The organism is Niveispirillum sp., from assembly GCF_017996735.1.
Taxonomy (GTDB): Bacteria; Pseudomonadota; Alphaproteobacteria; order Azospirillales; family Azospirillaceae; genus Niveispirillum.
Genome location: NZ_JAGOGJ010000137.1, coordinates 1 through 16,436, shown reverse-complemented (window position 1 = coordinate 16,436; position 16,436 = coordinate 1). Strand labels below are relative to the sequence as shown.

The following is a 16,436-nucleotide window of genomic DNA, read 5'->3' as shown; positions in this document are numbered from 1 at the left end:
GCCTCTGCTCCTGTCCCGGGACGCGCCTTATCAAATGTCATCCATTTTTCGGGGGCATTTGGAGAAATTGGAGGAGGGCTCACCGTTTCTGACTATGTCAGTGAAGCAATCCGGCGTGCGGGTAAATATAGTGCTGCGTTGGCCGTTGATATATGGATGGAAAGACGGAGAATGGCTCGGGCCCTCCAGTTGTTAACCAATGACGCTGTGGAATCTGTTAGAAAAAAACTTATAATTTCTTTCCTTGACATTGAAGAGGAGACCGACCAGATCGATCATATTCAAGCCGAATTTTATCTCAGGTCCCGGTGTCGAACACATTTTGGCATGTCCTCATGGCTCGGCAACAAAACAAAGATAATGCCAGATATCCTGGCTAATTGGCTCATCGTCGAGGCGCGCCGGCGACTACCGGGTTCTCAGCACACAAAGAACAAGGTCATTCATGATCTCTGCGTGAGTAATGATGTTGATCTTGCATACTATCCGATGGCTGACAAAAAATGGGACAAGTCTATAATTGACCGCTCCTTGATGGATAGGTGGAACGAGATGTCGGTTATCTCTTCCAACTCACCACCCTTGTCTTCATTGACCGGACCATTGTGGGTTCATCAATCGGTTCCGGATTTGTCTTACAGCAATTATCAAGCATTGACGGATGGTGCGATGCTAACACCACAGACGCGGTTCGGTACCGAAGCAGCCATTGCATCCTATCAGGCGATAATGCGATTTATTCTGGAGAATGTTGAAATGGATCATTCAATTTGGAGTTTCTTCAATCGCCAGGTTTTCCAAGAATATATTGAAAGGAAAACAGAGGAATTTTCCTATAATGGTGTGGATACGAATGCGATGGGATGTGCGATTTCAGGTATATTTTCAATTCTTGGTTTGGGTATATTTCCAAAAATCAAAAATAATTAAAGAGTAAATTAGTGATACTGGACTCAATCGATTGTGGCTAGGCATAAGAGATTTTATATCGCCTTATGTCCGGGCACGACCGACTGAAGGCTTGGCGCAGCGCCAAGCATCACAGGACCCGCGCATGAAACGTCCGGACGCATCATGCAATCATACCATGTATGATCCAGGAAACAGAAACTTCCGGAGGAATGGTGGAGCCGAGGAGGATCGAACTCCCGACCTACGCATTGCGAACGCGTCGCTCTCCCAGCTGAGCTACGGCCCCGCACCATCGAGCCCGCCAGATCGGCAGGCCCCCGAAGTGGCGCGGATAATGCTGATCCGACCCCGTCCTGTCAAGCATGCCGTCGCGACCCGGCCCCACTTTCCGCGCATGGCCCCCTGTGCCGGTGTGACAGCGGACCCGCGCGGGGGTGGACAGGGCGGGGGGACGACATTACGTTCCTGAGCAGATGCGGGCCGGTATCCGCCGCCCGCCCACCGGACATGGGATGAACATGGACCCGCTGCTGCGCACCATCGCCGAAATCGTTTATGTGGCGCTGGACCTTTATGTCTGGGTGCTGATCATTTCGGCCATCCTGTCCTGGCTGATCGCGTTCAACGTGGTCAATACCCGCAACCGCGCCGTCTACGTGATCTCCGACGTGCTGTACCGGTTGACGGAACCGGCGCTGCGCCCCATCCGCAATGTGCTGCCCAATCTGGGCGGGGTCGATCTGTCGCCTGTCGTGTTGATCCTGATCGTCATGTTCATCCAGCGCCTGATCCTGAATTACGGGATCATCTGACAGTGGTGGCGCCACGGGGGAAAAACTCGTGAAGCCGCCGCTGGAGCCAGCCCAGGGTGGCGTGCGCCTGTTTGTCCGCGCCACCCCGCGTGCCAGCCGCAATGCGGTACAGGGGGTGGCGGAAGGGGCGGACGGGCGGAGCCAAGTGAAGATTGCGGTCACCGCCGTGCCCGAGGATGGCAAGGCCAACGCCGCCATCATCCAATTGCTGGCCAAAGCGTGGCGAATTCCGAAAAGCAGCATCGGCGTCGTCGCGGGTGGCACGGACCGGTCAAAGATATTATTCGTTGCCGGCGAGACAGAGGCCCTGATGCCCCGGCTGAGCGACTGGCTGGGCGGGCTGTAGCGACCTATTATTGAAAGAACGGGGAGACCGGACATGGCCGAGGCACGCATCATCGATGGCAAGGGCTTCGCCGCCGGCTTGCGGGCACGCATCGGGGCCGCCGTGGAACAGTTGCGCACCACCCATGCCCTGGTCCCCGGTCTGGCCGTGGTGCTGGTGGGCGAGGACCCGGCCAGCGCCATCTATGTCCGCAACAAGGGCGAACAGACCCGCGAAGCCGGCATGCATTCCGTCACCCACCGGCTGGACGCGTCGACCAGCCAGGAAGAGCTGCTGCGTCTGGTCAACCAGTTGAACAACGACCCCTCCATCCACGGCATCCTGGTGCAGTTGCCGCTGCCCGGCCATATCGACACACAGGCGGTTCTGTCGGCCATTGATCCGGCCAAGGATGTGGACGGGTTCCATGTGGTCAATGCCGGGCGCCTGTCGGTCGGGCTGCCGGCTTTGGTGCCCTGCACGCCGCTGGGCTGCATGCTGCTGCTGAAGGATACGGTGAAGGATCTGCGCGGGCTGCATGCGGTCGTGGTCGGCCGGTCCAACATCGTGGGCAAGCCCATGGCGCAACTGCTGCTTCAGGCCGACTGCACCGTCACGGTGGCCCATTCCCGCACCCGCGACCTGGCCGCCATGTGCCGGGAGGCCGATATCCTGGTCGCCGCCGTGGGACGGCCGGAAATGGTCAAGGGCGACTGGATCAAGGAAGGGGCCGTTGTCATTGATGTCGGCATCAACCGTGTGCCGGCCCGTGATCCGGCTGCTGCCGCCGCCGGCAAGACCCGCATCGTGGGTGACGTCTGCTATGCCGAGGCGGCGTCGGTGGCGGGCGCCATCACGCCGGTGCCGGGCGGGGTGGGGCCGATGACCATCGCGTGTCTGCTGGCCAATACCGTCACTGCCGCCTGCCGCAGCGCCGGTGTGGCCGTGCCCGCCGGGATCGGCCTGTGATCACGGCCTATGTCCGGGATGCGGCCGGCCTGACAGCCCAGGCCTTGGGACCGGGGGATGCCATTCCCCCCGGCGCAGTCTGGCTCGACCTGCTGTTCCCGGACGAGATGGAACGGCTGACCGTTTCCAACCGCCTGTCGGCCGATCTGCCGACGCTGGAGGATATCAACGAGATCGAAACCTCCTCCCGCCTCTATACAGAGGGGGAGGTGGCTTTCATGACCACACCGGTCATCGTCCGCTCCTCCACCGGCCTGCTGGAACGGGGGTTGCTGACCTTTGCGCTGGGGCCTGACCTGCTGGTCACCATCCGCCATACGGAACCTCTATGGTTCGCCATCTTCGCGGCGCGCGCCTTGAAACAGGCCGAACTGGTGACCTGCCCGCTGGAGGCCTTCCTGGGCCTGCTGGAGGCGGTGGTGGATCGCGCCGCCGACGTTCTGGAAAGGGTCACGGCCGACCTGGACCGCCTGTCGCACCGCGTCTTCGCCGATCATGAGGACCGGACCGTGGAAACCCTGGTCACGCGCGACGGGGCCAAGGCGCCCCGGCATCAGGTGGTGGACCGTAGCCATGTCCGCCGCCGCCCGCCCACCACAGTTTCGATGCGCGCCGTCATCACCGCCGTGGGCCGCGCCGGCGACCTGACACAGAAGGTGCGGGACAGCCTGGCCGGGCTGGAACGGCTGGTGGCCTTTGCCACCACCGTGACCGGCCCGCGCATGAACAAGGATCAGAAGTCCCGGCTGAAGACCATCGGCCGCGATGTGCATTCCCTGGTCGAACATGCCGCCTTTCAGGCGATGCAGACCAATTTCCTGCTGGATGCCACGCTGGGCGTGATCAATATCCAGCAGACCAACATCATCAAGATATTCTCGGTGGCCTCCGTCGCCTTCCTGCCGCCGACCCTGGTGGCCAGCATCTATGGCATGAATTTCGAACATATGCCGGAACTGGACTGGAGCTTCGGGTACCCGCTGGCCCTGCTGCTGATGGTGCTGTCGGCGGTCCTGCCGCTCTGGTATTTCCGCAAGCGCGGCTGGCTGTAAGCCCCCGTGGCGGTTTCCGGTGACCGGAAAACCGCTTTAATGGAAATTCCGCCCTTCCCCGAATATCTGCGCCGGCAGGGCGTCGGGCAGCGCCATGTCGTTGGCGATGGCGGCCGGCCCGTCCTTCAGCGCGTGCAGATGGGGTGAAAGGTCGATCAGCCGTTCGGCCACGACATGGATGACGTCGCCGTCCCGCTGCAAGCGCCCGCGCACACCCATCAGGGTGGCCGTCATCAAGGTGCGGCGGAACCGTTCCAGGACGGAGTTCCAGATCACGAGATTGGCGATGCCCGTCTCATCCTCCAGCGTCACGAAGATCACGCCCGATGCCGTGCCTGGCCGTTGCCGCACCAGCACCAGACCCGCCACGCTGACCAGGGTCCCTGGCTTGCCGTCACGCAGCGCCGCCGCCGGCCCCATGCCCAGCCCGGTCATGGTGGTCCGCAGCAGGGACAGCGGATGGGCGCGCAGGGTCAGCCCCTGTGTCCGGTAATCGGCCCAGACCTGTTCACCCAGGCTCATGGCCGGCAAGGTCGCTTCCGGTTCATCACCCATATCCACGGGCGGGCGGTTGTCGCCAAGGCGCCGGCCCTGATCGGCGGCCTGGAACAAAGGCAGCGGCTTGCCGCCCAGCCGCTTCACCTCCCACAGCGCCTGGCGCCGGTCCAGGCCCAGGGGCGCGAAGATATCGGCATCGGCCAGCCGGTCCAGGATCGCCACGGGCAGGCCGGTCCGCCGCCACAGGTCGCGGATCGTGTCATAGCCGCCGGCCCGTTCACGGGCGATCACAATGGCCGCGTCCTCCCGCATGCCTTTCACCTGCCGGAACCCCAGGCGCAGGGCCGGGCCGCTGCGCCCTTCCTCCAGCGTGCAATCCCATTCCGACCGGTTGATATCCACGGGGCGCACCTCCACCCGATGCTCCACCGCGTCGCGGATGATCTGGGCCGGCTGGTAGAAACCCATGGGCTGGCTGTTCAGCAGGGCGCAGGCGAAGATCGCCGGGTGGTGGCATTTCAGCCAGGAGGATTTATAGGCCAGCAGCGCGAAGCTGACCGCATGGCTTTCCGGGAAGCCATAGCTGCCGAAGCCCTGGATCTGCTTGAAACAGCGCGCGGCGTAATCGGGGTCGTATCCCCTCCTGATCATGCCATCGATGAATTCCTGTTCGAAGGCCCCGACCCCGCCCGTCTTCTTGAAGGTGGCCATGGCCCGGCGCAACTGGTCGGCGCGGCCGGGCGTGAACCCGGCGGCGACGATGGCCATGCGCATGGCCTGTTCCTGGAACAAGGGCACGCCCAGGGTGCGTTTCAGCACCTCTTCCAGTTCGGGCTTGGGGAAGCTGACAGGTTCGTCCCCCCGGCGGCGGCGCAGATAGGGATGCACCATGTCGCCCTGGATGGGGCCGGGGCGCACGATGGCCACCTCGATCACCAGATCATAGAAAACCTTGGGCCGCAGGCGCGGCAGCATCGACATCTGCGCCCGGCTTTCGATCTGGAAGACGCCGATCGTGTCGGCCTTGCAGATCATGTCATAGGTATCCTTGTCCCCGTCGGGAATGTCGGTCAGCGTCAGGGGCCGGCCCAGGCGCTGGCCCAGCATCTCCAGCCCGCGCCGCATGCAGGACAGCATGCCCAGCGCCAGCACGTCGATCTTCAGCAGGCCCAGCGCCTCCACATCATCCTTGTCCCATTCCACGACGGTGCGATCCTCCATGGCCGCATTCTCGATGGGCACCAGTTCATCCAGGCGGGACCGGGAAATGACGAAGCCGCCCACATGCTGTGACAGGTGGCGGGGGAAGCCGCGCAGGTCGTAGGCCAGTTCCATGCAGAGCGACAAGGTGGGGTCGGTCGGGTCCAGCCCCGCCTCCCGCGCCGTGGCCTCGTGGCTGCTGCTCTGGCGGTTCCAGCCCAGCCGGACCAGGGCGCCGATGACATCATCCGACAGGCCCAGCACCTTTCCCACCTCCCGGATCGCCATGCGCGAGCGGTAGCAGATGACCGTGGCCACCAGGCCGGCATGATCGCGGCCATATTTGGTGTAGATATACTGCATCACCTCCTCCCGCCGCTCATGCTCGAAATCGACATCGATGTCGGGTGGCTCGTCCCGGTCTTCGGAGATGAAACGTTCGATCAGCAGGTCGTGATGCGCGGGATCGACGGCGGTGATGCCCAGGCAGAAGCAGACGGCCGAATTGGCGGCCGATCCCCGGCCCTGGCACAGAATCCCGCGCGACCGGGCGAAACGGACAATGTCATGCACAGTCAGGAAATAGGGCGCGTATTGCAGTTTGCCGATCAGGGCAAACTCATATTCCAGCAATTTGGCGACCTTCTCCGGCACATCCTGCCGGTAATATTTCCTCGCCCCCTCCCAGGTCAGGCGCTCCAGCTCCTCCTGCGGGGTGCGGCCATCGGGGATGGGGTCGATGGGATAGTCGTAGCGCAGTTCATCCATGGTGAAGCGGCAGCGGTCGGCGATCAGCAGCGTATTGGCCAGCGCGTCGGGCCGGTCGGCGAACAGGGCCGCCATCGCCTCCGCCGGCTTGGGATAATGTTCGGCATGGGGCGACAGGGTGCGGCCCGCATCGGCCAGGGTGCGGCCATGGCGGATGCAGGTCAGGATATCGTGCAGCCGCTGCCGGTCGGGATGGTGGTACCGCACATCATGCGTGGCCAGCAGGCCGATGCCCAGACGGTCCGCCAACGCCCCCAGCAGCAGCAGGCGCGACCGGTCATAGCCCTGGTAAAGCGGGGATAGCGCCAGATACAGCCCGGCGGCCGGCAGCGCCCGGAACCGTTCCAGCATCGCCGACAGGTCGGCCAGCCGTTTCGGCGTGGCCCGTCCCTCTGGCGCCAGCACGGCCAGCACCTGCCCGTCGGCGGCGCCGGCCAGATCGGCCAGCGTCAGATGGCATTCCCCCTTGGCGCCACGCCGTTTGCCCAGGGTCAACAGCCGGGTCAGCCTTCCATAGGCGGCGCGGTCGGTGGGATAGCACAGCACAGGCGGGGCATCGGCCAAGGTCAGGCGGCACCCCACCACCAGCCGCATCCGATGCTGCTTGCAGGCCACATGCATACGCACGGCACCGGCCAGACTGTCATGGTCGGTGATGGCGACGGCCCGGCGGCCCAGCGCCGCCGCCGCCAGCGCCAGTTCGTGCGGATGCGAGCCGCTGTGCAGGAAGCTGAAATTGCTGGTCACCTGCAGGTCGATGAAATCCGGAGCGGTCATGCGCACAGCCCGTGCAGATACCAGGCCCCCCGGTCATCGACGGTGCGGAACAGCCAGAGCCGGCGGCCATCGGCCAATTGCGCCCGGTAATAATCCCGCGTCGGGCCGCAGCGCGCCCGCCACCAGTCGGGCCGGATACGCTCCGGCCCTTCCAGCCAGTCGATGGCCAGTTGCCGCCCGCGCCAGCCGAGCGCATCCCCCACCTGTACCGGTTCCGGCGGGTGCAGCAGCAGCAGGGGGCGCATTCCCTCCATCCGCCAGGTGCGGGGGCGCGACGGGGCGGGGCGGTGGGGTTGCGGTTTGGGCCAGGGTTTGGGGACAGTGCTTGTGTCGGAAGGGTTTTCCGCTCCCTCTCCGGCCTTGCGGCTTGGGGCCCTGTTCTCATCCTCACCTTCCCAAGCCTTGCGGCTTGGGCCCCTGTTCTCACCCTCACCTTCCCAAGCCTTGCGGCTTGGGCCCCTCCCTCTCCCACTGACGTGGGCGAGGGGCGGTACTTCGCCTTGCCCGTGATTTCGCCCCTCGCCCGCCTGCGGGAGAGGGAGGGGCCCGCCCGCGTCAGCGGGTGGGAGGGTGAGGGAGCAAAGGTTCCCCACCCCATCCCCGCCGGCCAGTTCCATCACCAGTTCCGGGCGATGGGTGTCGCACGGCACGGGGCGGCCCACCCGATCCTCGCCCAGCCGGTTGACCAGCCGGTCCAGCAGGCCGGAAAGCGCGAAGGCATCGCCGCCACCCACGGCCAGCCCCGCCTGTTCGGCCGTGAAGATATCCGTTCCCGTGGCAACCAGTTCCATCATCTCGATGCCGAAGCCGGGTTCCACCTGATCCAGCCGTTCCCGATACAGTTTCAGCAAGGCCGGGGGATCGCGGACAGGGCGGGCCGTGCCGACGGTAATGTCCTGGGTGGTGGCATCCGTGCGGAAACAGGTCAGTTTCAGGCGCCGCGCGCCGCGTCCCGCCGCCTCCAGACGCACCGACAGGTCGCGCAGCAGCGACAGCAAGGCCGCTTCGATGGCTTCCCGCGTGGCGATGGGTTCCACAAAGGGCTGGCGCACCTGCCAGGCCGGGTCCGGTGATTGGGGTGCCACCGGATCGGATGTCAGGCCCAGCAGCCGGTCCAGCCGCCGCAGCGGCCCCGTCCCGTACCGGGCCACCAGCGGCGCGCGGGGCTGGCGTTGCAGGTCACCCACGCTGCGCAGGCCGACACGCGCCAGATCGTCACGCACCCCCTCCTCCAGACGCAGGGCCGCCAGCGGCAAGGACAGCAGCGAGGCCCAGGCCCGCGTGCCCGTGGGCAGGATGGGGCCGGCGGCGGCCGGCCGGTAGCGGGCCCATCCCCAGGCCGCCGCCCCCGTATCCCCCAGGCCCAGGCGATGGGTCAGGCCGGCCCGGCCCAGCCTTTCTCCCATGTCGGCCAGCAATCCTTCCTCCCCGCCATGCAGATGGGCGCAGCCGGTGATGTCCAGGATCAGGCCGTCGGCCCCGTCGGTGGCGGCCTGTGGCGTGTAGCGCTGGGCCCAGACGGCCAGCCGCACCAATGCGGCGCCGTCCGCCGCCATATCGGCCGGCACGGCCTTCAGGCCGGGACACAGGGCGCGCGCATCGGCCAGCAGCAGGCCGGGCCGCAACCCGTCGGCGGTGGCCAGGGCGTCCACGGCATGCAGGCGAACGCCCCCCCGGCCCGTCAGGGTCAGGGCCAGCGGACCGGACAGGGTCGCGACCTTATTCCGCCGCCGCCACTGGTCCGTCGGCCAGCGGGTGAACCAGACGGAGACGAAACGCCGTGTCATCCCAGGCAACCTCCCATCGTCCCGAACCACCGCCCCGCGCCCGCAGCAACGACACGTGCCAGCGCGGTCTTCCCCCTTCCTCATGCGCCGGCGGGTCGCGCAGGGACGCGACATGCCAGCGGGTCAGCGCCGTTGACGGGGGCGGGCGGCCCAGGGGGGGCAGGATCAGGATGCCCAGTGCCCCCCCATCCTCCGCCGCCAGTTGCAGGCGCCGGCCGGCCACGGGGCCGGGCAGCACGCCATCCCCGACCACGGCGGCCAGCGCGGAACAGCGCAATGCCTCCTCCAGCACCCAGAGCGCGTCATCGCCACTGTCCGGACGCACCAGGATCAGCCGGCCCGCATCCAGGCCCAGCGCCGCCAGACCCGGCCCGTAAGGCATGTCGGCCTGGCCCAGCGCATCCCCCTTGTCCCGGTGCCGGCACCAGAGGATGGGACCGGGCGGCAGGGACGACAGCATGCAGGCGACAAGTCCATGGGCCCCGGCATCGGCCGGCGCCGGCAGGAATTCATGGCAGCCGCCCCGCACCAGCCCACCGCCCGGCAAGGCCGCATCCAGACAGGCCAGACCCAGCGACAGGGCGTTCCGCCCCTTGGGCGGGCGCACCCGGTCCATGATGGACAGCCGCTCCCGCAGGGCGGCGATGGTGGGGATCGTGTCGGTCATGGGTTTATTGTTCTTGTTTTGTTCTGTTTGGCAAGCGCTGAATCGAGAGGGGGCGGTTCGTTTACCCCGCGATCTGATCCCCCCTTTGTTCCTGGAACCGGCGCATAGCCGCCGTTACCCACTCCACAAAGGCCTTCACCGGCGGGCGACGGAAGTGCGGGGCGGGGGCGACAAGATGATAGGCGTCATAGGTGGCTGTCTGTGGATAAGGCCGCACAAGCCGGCCTGCGGCCACGTCGTCGGCGGCCAGGATCGTGTCACCCAGGGCCAGCCCCTGGCCCGCCATGGCCGAATCGATGGCATTGCCGGCATCGAAGAAGCGGGTGCCGCGCAACGGTGCCGTCACCGCCACGCCGGCCGCCCGGAACCAGGCATGCCAGGGCATGTCCACCTCTTCCAGCAGCAGATCCCCGTCCAGCAGGCGGGCGGGATCGGCCGGCAGCCGGCCGGCCAGATGCGGGGCGCAAACGGGGAAATTGACGATCGCGGACAGAAGCTGCGCCTGCAGTCCCGGCCAGGGGCCGCTGCCATACCGGATGCCCAGGTCGGCGCCCCCCTTGCGGAAATCGGCGGCCACCCGGGTGGCATCCACCACCACCTCCACCTCGGGATGCCGGGCCCGGAAATCGCCCAGGCGCGGGATCAGCCAGCGTTGGGCAAAGGATGGTTCGACCGACAGGATCAGGCGCGACCGGCCGGCCACGGGCGGGGTCGTGCGCAGCAGGCCCGTCGCCCCTTCGATCAGGTCGAACGCCGTCACGGCGGCATCGCGATAGGCACGCCCCGCATCGGTCAGCGACAGGCCGCGATTATGCCGGGTGAACAGGGCACAGCCCAGCCAGGCCTCCAGGTCGCGGATCTGTCGCGACAGGGCGGGATGTGCCACGTTCAATTCCTCTGCCGCCCGGCTCAGGCTTTCATGACGGGCCGCTGCTTCGAAGGCGCGCAACTGGGTCAAGGGTGGCAGGCGGCGCATCGGACCTCCAGCGCCATGCCCCCGGTGACGGGGCTTGGCTGTAACTTTAAATTACAGCCACTGTATTTGATTGATATTAGACGTCAAGCCAGGTTTCCGTGATGATGGCGTTCACAACCCGACGTTTTTTCAAGGAGCCAAGCCATGATCCGCCGGAATTGCACGTCCGGGCCCGCCAACTGGCCTTTCGCGACGCTGTTCAGCCTTCTTTCCTGCCGTTTCCCGCCTGTTTTCCCTTGCCATCGGCATTGACAGCGAGGGGTGGATTACGGCAGTTGATGGGCACCCCAGTGCCGGGCGGACGGCCGCCCTATGCCTAAAATTGCCGGGATCGACCAAGATGACCGACGTCGCCAACGCCGACGCTCCCCAGATGCCGCTGCTGTACAAGAACCCCGTCGCGGTCAGCGCCACGCAGCACGCCGATGTGAAGGTGAAGCGCAATCGGACTTTCCGGTATGCGTCGACCATTCACGCCGTGCCCGTGCTGGCGGAAGAGATGCCGCTGCTGCAGAATCATTACCCGCTGGTGTTCGGCCCCGGCCCGTCGGCCGGCGTGATGGCCCTTCTGGGCCTGCGCGCGGGCGAGAACCTGTTCATCCGCGAAGATGGCACCTGGGCCTTCAATTCCCAGATCCCCGCCTATATCGGTCGCTATCCGTTCATCCTGGTCGAAATGCCGGAAGATAAGCGTCTGGTCCTGGTCATGGAAGAGGATGAGGAAATCCTGGTCCGTGGTGAGGGTTCCGAAGGTGACATGCAGCTTTTCAAGGATGGCAAGGGCACCAAGGAAGGTGAAGACATCCTGAATTACTGCGTGGCCTTCAACCAGTCCGCCCGCCAGACGCAGCTCTTCTGCGAAGAGGTGGAGAAGCTGGGCCTGCTGGTCGATCAGCGCGCCGAAGTCGTGACCCCGGCCGGTAAGCAGCTCTCGCTGTCCGGTTTCCGCGTCATCGACGAAGCCAAGTTCAACGCCCTGCCGGATGAGACCTTCCTGGAATGGCGCAAGCGCAACTGGATCGGTCTGGTCTATGCGCATTTTGTGTCGCTGGGCCGCTGGCAGAACCTGATCGACCGCCTGCCCAAGGACGTCTGATCGGTCTGGTCCCCAGATCCGCGTAAAATGGAACGGCCCCGGTGGTTCCCCACCGGGGCCGTTTTCATTGAAGGGGCGGGGAAGGGGCCGGTTATTTCGGCTTGGTTTCCACCGTGGCGCTGGCGGCGGCACTGGCATTCACGTCCTGCGCCGGGGTCGCGGCCGTCGGGGTTGCCGGCTTTTCCGCCGTGGCGCCCGTCGATGCCGTCACTGCGCCGGTGGCGGCCGGTGCGGCGGCCGTGGCATTGGCGGCGGTCTGCGTGGTTGCCTTGGCGCCCTGTGCCGTCTTGTCGATGGCGCCCGTCACGGTGCCCTTGGCGGCGTCAGTGGTGGCCGTGGCGGTGGCGGCCGCCTTTTCCTTGGCCTTGTCACCGGTCTTTTCCGCCCTGGTCGACACCTCATGCTTCAGGCGGGTGGCGGGGCCACGGGTTTGGTCCAGGGTGGAACCGGCGTCCAGGCCCGTTCGCAGACCGGCGCCGCCATTGGCGCCCAGGCTGGTCCCCGCCACACCCTGCACGGTGCCGCCCAGTCCGGCGGCACCATTGCCACCAACCAGTTGCGCCTGGGCGGCGCCGGTCAGCAGGGCGACGGTCAGGCCGGTCATCAGCATCACGGTGCTACGCATTTGATCCTCCGGGTTCTGTCTTGTGGGGGGCGTCGCCTTCTGGCTTCGTCGTTCCCCCGACACCTCCATGAAGCCGTCCGGAAATGGCGGCCGAAAGACCACGATCGGGCGAAGTGCCGGAATTTGCGCGACATTTCCGCGTCAGATCCGGCACCGATCCGCCACAATTCATCTCCGCCCGCCCTGATCGGGACAAGTTCGTTCCCGCAAATAAATTGATATTGATTCTCACCCGCATTCTGAATATTGATATTGCGAGTGGTTCGCAATTGAGTGTGGGAGTTGGGATCGTGAGTTGCCGGAACATGACGGCGTTGCCCCTGGTTTTGCTGGCCCTGGCGGCCCCGTCCGCAGCGCAGGAGATGCAGGTGGCCGATGCCGCCGATGTGCAGGTGAGCGAGATCACGGTGATCGCCACCCGGACGCCCAAGGAAACGGTGGAGGCTCCGGCAACCGTCAGCGTCATCGGTGCCGAAAAGGTCAAGGACCGGATGATCACCGACATCAAGGATCTGGTCCGTCACGAACCGGGTGTTTCCGTCCGCTCCGCCCCGTCGCGCTTCACGGCGGCTGGCGCCAATACGGGCCGCGACGGCAATAGCGGCTTCAACATCCGCGGGCTGGAAGGCAACCGCGTTCTGATCCAGACCGATGGCATCCGCGCCCCCGACGCCTTCAGCTTTGGCGGGCAATCGGTGGGTCGCGGCGACTATGTCGACCTGGACCTGCTGAAATCGGTGGAAATCCTGCGCGGCCCGGCATCCGCGCTTTACGGCTCCGACGGGCTGGCCGGTGCCGTCAGCTTCGTGACCAAGGACCCGGAGGATTTCATCACGGCCGGCAAATCCTATGGCGGGGAGGTGAAGGCCGGCTATACGGAGGCCGACCGGGGCTGGGGCAAGGGCATGGTCCTGGCCGGCAAGGTTGGCGCCTGGTCTGCGATGCTCGCCTATAACCGCCGCGATACCAAGGAATTGGAGAACAAGGGCAGCATCAGGACGGCCAACAGCACCCGCACCGCGCCCAACCCGCAGGATATTGCCGACAATTCCGGGATGGCAAAGCTGGTCTGGCAGCCGACGGCAGAGCATACGCTGCGCCTGACCTATGAACTGTTCGACCATGACATGGACGCCGATGTGCTGACGGCTATCGCGGTGCCGCCGCTGGCCGCCACCAGCGTGCTGGGCCTGCAGGCGCATGACACGGTGCGCCGCAACCGCATCAGCCTGGATCACCGCTATGACCCGGCCGACACCGGCGCCCTGGACAGCCTGCACTGGACCTTGTACCGCCAGGACAGCGACACGCGGCAATATTCGGCCGAAGACCGCAACACCGCCGCCGACCGGCTGCGCATCAACACTTTCGACAACAAGGTCACGGGCCTGAATATCGATGCCAGCACCCGCCTTGCGGGCGACGGTATCAGCCATCTGCTGGTCTATGGCGGCGATTACTCCCTGACCGAACAGGTGGGAACCCGTAGCGGCACGGTCCCGCCGGCGGGGGAGACCTATCCCACCCGTGCCTTCCCCACCACCGACCACACGCTGGCCGGCCTGTTCATCCAGGATGAGGTGACGCTGCTGAACGGCGCGCTCTCGCTCTATCCCGCCATCCGCTACGATTATTACAAGATCGACCCCAAGAATGATCCGCTGTTCGTGGGCACGCCCACGGGGCAGAGCGATGATCATTTCTCACCGAAATTCGCCGCCCTTTACTGGCTTTCCGACAATGCCGGCCTATTCGCCAATTATGCGGAAGGGTTCAAGGCCCCGGCCCCCAGCCAGGTGAATAACGGTTTTTCCAACCCGATCCAGAATTACCGCTCCATCTCCAACCCCGACCTGAAGCCGGAAACCAGCCGGACCGTGGAACTGGGCCTGCGCCTGCGCGGGGCCGACTGGCAGGGCTCGGTCACGGGGTTCAAGGGCTGGTACGACGATTTCATCGATCAGATCCTGGTATCCGGCAGTTTCACGGCCGCAAACCCCGCGACCTATCAATATGTCAACCTCTCCAAGGTCACCATCCATGGGCTGGAGGCCAAGGCGAACTTGGATGTCGGCCAGGGTTTCGGGCTGGTTGGCGGTGCCGCCTATGCCAAGGGTACACAGGAGACGGGGGGTGTGAAGGCGCCGCTGGACAGCATCGATCCGGTGAAGGTGACGCTGGGCATCAGTTGGGAGGAGCCGGAGGACGGCCGCTTCGGCGCCAGCCTGTCGGCCATCTATTCGGCGAAGAAGTCCACGGGCCGCATTGCCGCCGCCTGCACCGGCGGCTGCTTCACGCCCGGTGACTTTGTGGTGCTGGACGCCACGGCCCGCTGGCGGGTGACCGATTTCGCCACCCTGCGCGCCGGCCTGTTCAACATCACCGACCGGAAATACTGGTGGTGGAGCGATGTGCGCGGCCTGTCCGCCACCTCTGCCGTCCGTGACAGCTATACCCAGCCCGGCCGCAATGTCAGCGCCTCGCTGACGGTCAGCTTCTAAGGAAACCCCCGATGACCAAATCCCTGAAATATGGCCTGATGGCGCTGATGCTGCTGGCGGCGGCACCGTCCTTCGCCCAGGATTCCGGCGGCTGTGGTAAGCCGGACTGCACCGCCTTCAATGCCGACCGCGCGTCCATCCTGGCCATGGCCGGCACCTACCGGGTGAAGTTCGACTTCAAGGAAACGGTGGCCATCGCGCCGGGATATGAACCGATCGAGCCCAAGCGCAGTGGCGGGTACGAGGCGGTGCGCGTCATCGAGGATACGGGCCGCACCATCCGGCTTCAGCATCTGCTGGTCGTGAAGGATGAGAATGAAAAGCCCGTCATCATCAAGCATTGGCGTCAGGACTGGATCTACGAGCCGGAAACGGTGCTGACCTATGAAGGCCCGGACCAGTGGAAACTGTCGCCTGTTCCCGCCGCCCAGCGCGCCGATGCCTGGGCACAGACGGTCTGGCAGACCGATGACAGCCCGCGCTATGGCGGGGTGGGGCAGTGGAAGCATGATCGCGGTGAACATCGCTGGATCAGCGCAGAGACGGGCCGGCCGCTGGCGCGGCGCGACGCCATCCGCAAGCCCATCTATGACCGTTATTACGGCACCAACCGCCATGCCCTGACATACCAGGGCTGGGTGCATGAGCAGGACAATGCCAAGGTCGGCATCCGCGACGGCAAGCCGACCACCATCGTGCATGAGGTGGTGTTGAACAGCTATGTCCCGTCCACCGACTTCGATTTTGCGGCGGCCGACGCCTATATGGCCAGGACCGGCACCTTCTGGGCCGCCGTGCGCAAGGAATGGGACGATGTCGCCGCCCGTCATGGCGGCATCCATCTGGTGCAGGAAGCGGAGAACGGTTCCAGCACCGGCAAACAACTGATGGAACTCGCCGACAAGGTGGCCGAGGGCAAGGTGGGAACGGCCGATGCCGTGTCCCAGGCCCGCCACCTGATCAACGGCGCAACAGGACCGGCCGCCGCCACGGCCGGCGCGTCGCGGGGGTGACGCGCGTCCGGGGTTCCGATGGTATTACGCATCGGAGCCCCGGATGGAATTCAGGCGGCCGGGTCCGTACCGGTCCGCCACAAAACGGTGCCCGCATCCGACGAGGTCAGGCGATGGCCGGAAAGGCCAGCCGGATGCGGGTTCCCTTTCCCCCGTGGGCAGGGGCGGCGGACAAGCTGCCGCCATGCCGCATGGTCAGCAGCGTCGCCAGATACAGGCCCAGACCCAGGCCGCCGACGCCGGCCGTCAGCGGATCGCCGCCGCGCAGGAAGGGCCGCCCCATGCCCGACAGCACCTCCGCCGGCAGTCCCGGGCCATCGTCGCTGATATTGACCACCACCCCGGCCGGGGTGGCTTCGCCATCGATACGCACATGGCTGTGTTCGGGCGTGTGGGTGACGGCATTGTCCAGCAGGGCGAACAGGATCTGGCGCAGGGCCAGCGGGTCGGCGCGCAGG

At 65.5% G+C, this 16,436-nt stretch carries 14 protein-coding genes and 1 tRNA gene; 8 read left to right on the top strand and 7 right to left on the bottom strand.

The window, feature by feature from the left end:
• On the top strand, positions 1 to 930 hold a 930-nt coding region (locus KBA48_RS27330), incomplete at its 5' end, for a hypothetical protein (protein WP_292911858.1).
• 192 nt (positions 931 to 1,122) lie between these two features.
• Here the strand turns inward: KBA48_RS27330 and KBA48_RS27325 are convergent.
• Positions 1,123 to 1,198 (bottom strand) — tRNA-Ala (locus tag KBA48_RS27325).
• Positions 1,199 to 1,430: 232 nt separating this feature from the next.
• Between KBA48_RS27325 and KBA48_RS27320 the strand changes: the two genes are divergently transcribed.
• From KBA48_RS27320 to KBA48_RS27305, 4 genes are read left to right on the top strand one after another with little or no spacing between them, the layout of a single operon-like run.
• On the top strand, positions 1,431 to 1,724 hold the full coding sequence (locus tag KBA48_RS27320) for a YggT family protein (RefSeq protein ID WP_292911859.1): 294 nt from the start codon (positions 1,431 to 1,433) through the stop codon (positions 1,722 to 1,724).
• A 28-nt stretch (positions 1,725 to 1,752) separates the two neighbouring features.
• A complete protein-coding gene (locus KBA48_RS27315) occupies positions 1,753 to 2,070 on the top strand; it encodes a DUF167 family protein (RefSeq protein ID WP_292911857.1) in 318 nt (105 codons plus the stop codon).
• 33 nt (positions 2,071 to 2,103) lie between these two features.
• Positions 2,104 to 3,018, top strand: a complete 915-nt coding sequence (folD, locus tag KBA48_RS27310; protein ID WP_292911856.1) for a bifunctional methylenetetrahydrofolate dehydrogenase/methenyltetrahydrofolate cyclohydrolase FolD — start codon at positions 2,104 to 2,106, stop codon at positions 3,016 to 3,018.
• Positions 3,015 to 4,070 (top strand): magnesium transporter CorA family protein, encoded by a 1,056-nt coding sequence (locus KBA48_RS27305; protein ID WP_292911855.1) that lies wholly within the window; start codon positions 3,015 to 3,017, stop codon positions 4,068 to 4,070. Before folD ends, KBA48_RS27305 begins: the two co-directional genes overlap by 4 nt.
• A gap of 36 nt (positions 4,071 to 4,106) precedes the next feature.
• Here KBA48_RS27305 and KBA48_RS27300 read toward each other — a convergent pair whose 3' ends face one another.
• From KBA48_RS27300 to gcvA, 4 genes are all read right to left on the bottom strand, one after another.
• Complete coding sequence (locus tag KBA48_RS27300) at positions 4,107 to 7,313, bottom strand: error-prone DNA polymerase (RefSeq protein WP_292911854.1); 3,207 nt, start codon at positions 7,311 to 7,313, stop codon at positions 4,107 to 4,109.
• Positions 7,310 to 9,100, bottom strand: a complete 1,791-nt coding sequence (locus tag KBA48_RS27295) for a hypothetical protein (RefSeq protein ID WP_292911853.1) — start codon at positions 9,098 to 9,100, stop codon at positions 7,310 to 7,312. Before KBA48_RS27295 ends, KBA48_RS27300 begins: the two co-directional genes overlap by 4 nt.
• Positions 9,033 to 9,767, bottom strand: coding sequence for a hypothetical protein (locus KBA48_RS27290; RefSeq protein ID WP_292911852.1), 735 nt, complete (start codon positions 9,765 to 9,767; stop codon positions 9,033 to 9,035). The genes KBA48_RS27295 and KBA48_RS27290 overlap by 68 nt, the downstream gene beginning before the upstream one ends.
• 61 nt (positions 9,768 to 9,828) lie before the next feature.
• A complete protein-coding gene (gene gcvA, locus KBA48_RS27285; protein ID WP_292911851.1) occupies positions 9,829 to 10,743 on the bottom strand; it encodes a transcriptional regulator GcvA in 915 nt (304 codons plus the stop codon).
• Between the two features lie 340 nt (positions 10,744 to 11,083).
• Here gcvA and KBA48_RS27280 point away from each other — a divergent pair, with 340 nt between their 5' ends.
• Positions 11,084 to 11,839 (top strand): SapC family protein, encoded by a 756-nt coding sequence (locus KBA48_RS27280; RefSeq protein WP_292911850.1) that lies wholly within the window; start codon positions 11,084 to 11,086, stop codon positions 11,837 to 11,839.
• Between the two features lie 91 nt (positions 11,840 to 11,930).
• Here KBA48_RS27280 and KBA48_RS27275 read toward each other — a convergent pair whose 3' ends face one another.
• On the bottom strand, positions 11,931 to 12,464 hold the full coding sequence (locus KBA48_RS27275) for a hypothetical protein (RefSeq protein ID WP_292911849.1): 534 nt from the start codon (positions 12,462 to 12,464) through the stop codon (positions 11,931 to 11,933).
• A gap of 305 nt (positions 12,465 to 12,769) precedes the next feature.
• Between KBA48_RS27275 and KBA48_RS27270 the strand changes: the two genes are divergently transcribed.
• Both KBA48_RS27270 and KBA48_RS27265 read left to right on the top strand, forming a co-directional pair.
• A complete protein-coding gene (locus KBA48_RS27270) occupies positions 12,770 to 14,965 on the top strand; it encodes a TonB-dependent hemoglobin/transferrin/lactoferrin family receptor (protein WP_292911848.1) in 2,196 nt (731 codons plus the stop codon).
• Positions 14,966 to 14,976: 11 nt separating this feature from the next.
• Entirely contained in the window at positions 14,977 to 15,978 is a 1,002-nt protein-coding gene (locus tag KBA48_RS27265; protein ID WP_292911847.1) for a DUF6607 family protein, read from the top strand.
• A 106-nt stretch (positions 15,979 to 16,084) separates the two neighbouring features.
• On the opposite strand, the gene KBA48_RS27260 is transcribed toward KBA48_RS27265, so the two are convergent.
• Positions 16,085 to 16,436, bottom strand: a 352-nt coding sequence (locus KBA48_RS27260; protein WP_292911846.1) for a sensor histidine kinase KdpD, incomplete at its 5' end; no start/stop codon positions are given.

Bases quoted from the DNA above. Each gene is read 5' to 3' on its own strand.
- KBA48_RS27320 (WP_292911859.1), top strand. From the start codon at position 1,431: ATGGACCCGCTGCTGCGCACCATCGCCGAAATCGTTTATGTGGCGCTG.
- KBA48_RS27280 (WP_292911850.1), top strand. From the start codon at position 11,084: ATGACCGACGTCGCCAACGCCGACGCTCCCCAGATGCCGCTGCTGTAC.
- KBA48_RS27270 (WP_292911848.1), top strand. From the start codon at position 12,770: ATGACGGCGTTGCCCCTGGTTTTGCTGGCCCTGGCGGCCCCGTCCGCA.
- KBA48_RS27290 (WP_292911852.1), bottom strand. From the start codon at position 9,767: ATGACCGACACGATCCCCACCATCGCCGCCCTGCGGGAGCGGCTGTCC.
- KBA48_RS27265 (WP_292911847.1), top strand. From the start codon at position 14,977: ATGACCAAATCCCTGAAATATGGCCTGATGGCGCTGATGCTGCTGGCG.
- folD (WP_292911856.1), top strand. From the start codon at position 2,104: ATGGCCGAGGCACGCATCATCGATGGCAAGGGCTTCGCCGCCGGCTTG.
- gcvA (WP_292911851.1), bottom strand. From the start codon at position 10,743: ATGCGCCGCCTGCCACCCTTGACCCAGTTGCGCGCCTTCGAAGCAGCG.
- KBA48_RS27295 (WP_292911853.1), bottom strand. From the start codon at position 9,100: ATGACACGGCGTTTCGTCTCCGTCTGGTTCACCCGCTGGCCGACGGAC.
- KBA48_RS27275 (WP_292911849.1), bottom strand. From the start codon at position 12,464: ATGCGTAGCACCGTGATGCTGATGACCGGCCTGACCGTCGCCCTGCTG.
- KBA48_RS27300 (WP_292911854.1), bottom strand. From the start codon at position 7,313: ATGACCGCTCCGGATTTCATCGACCTGCAGGTGACCAGCAATTTCAGC.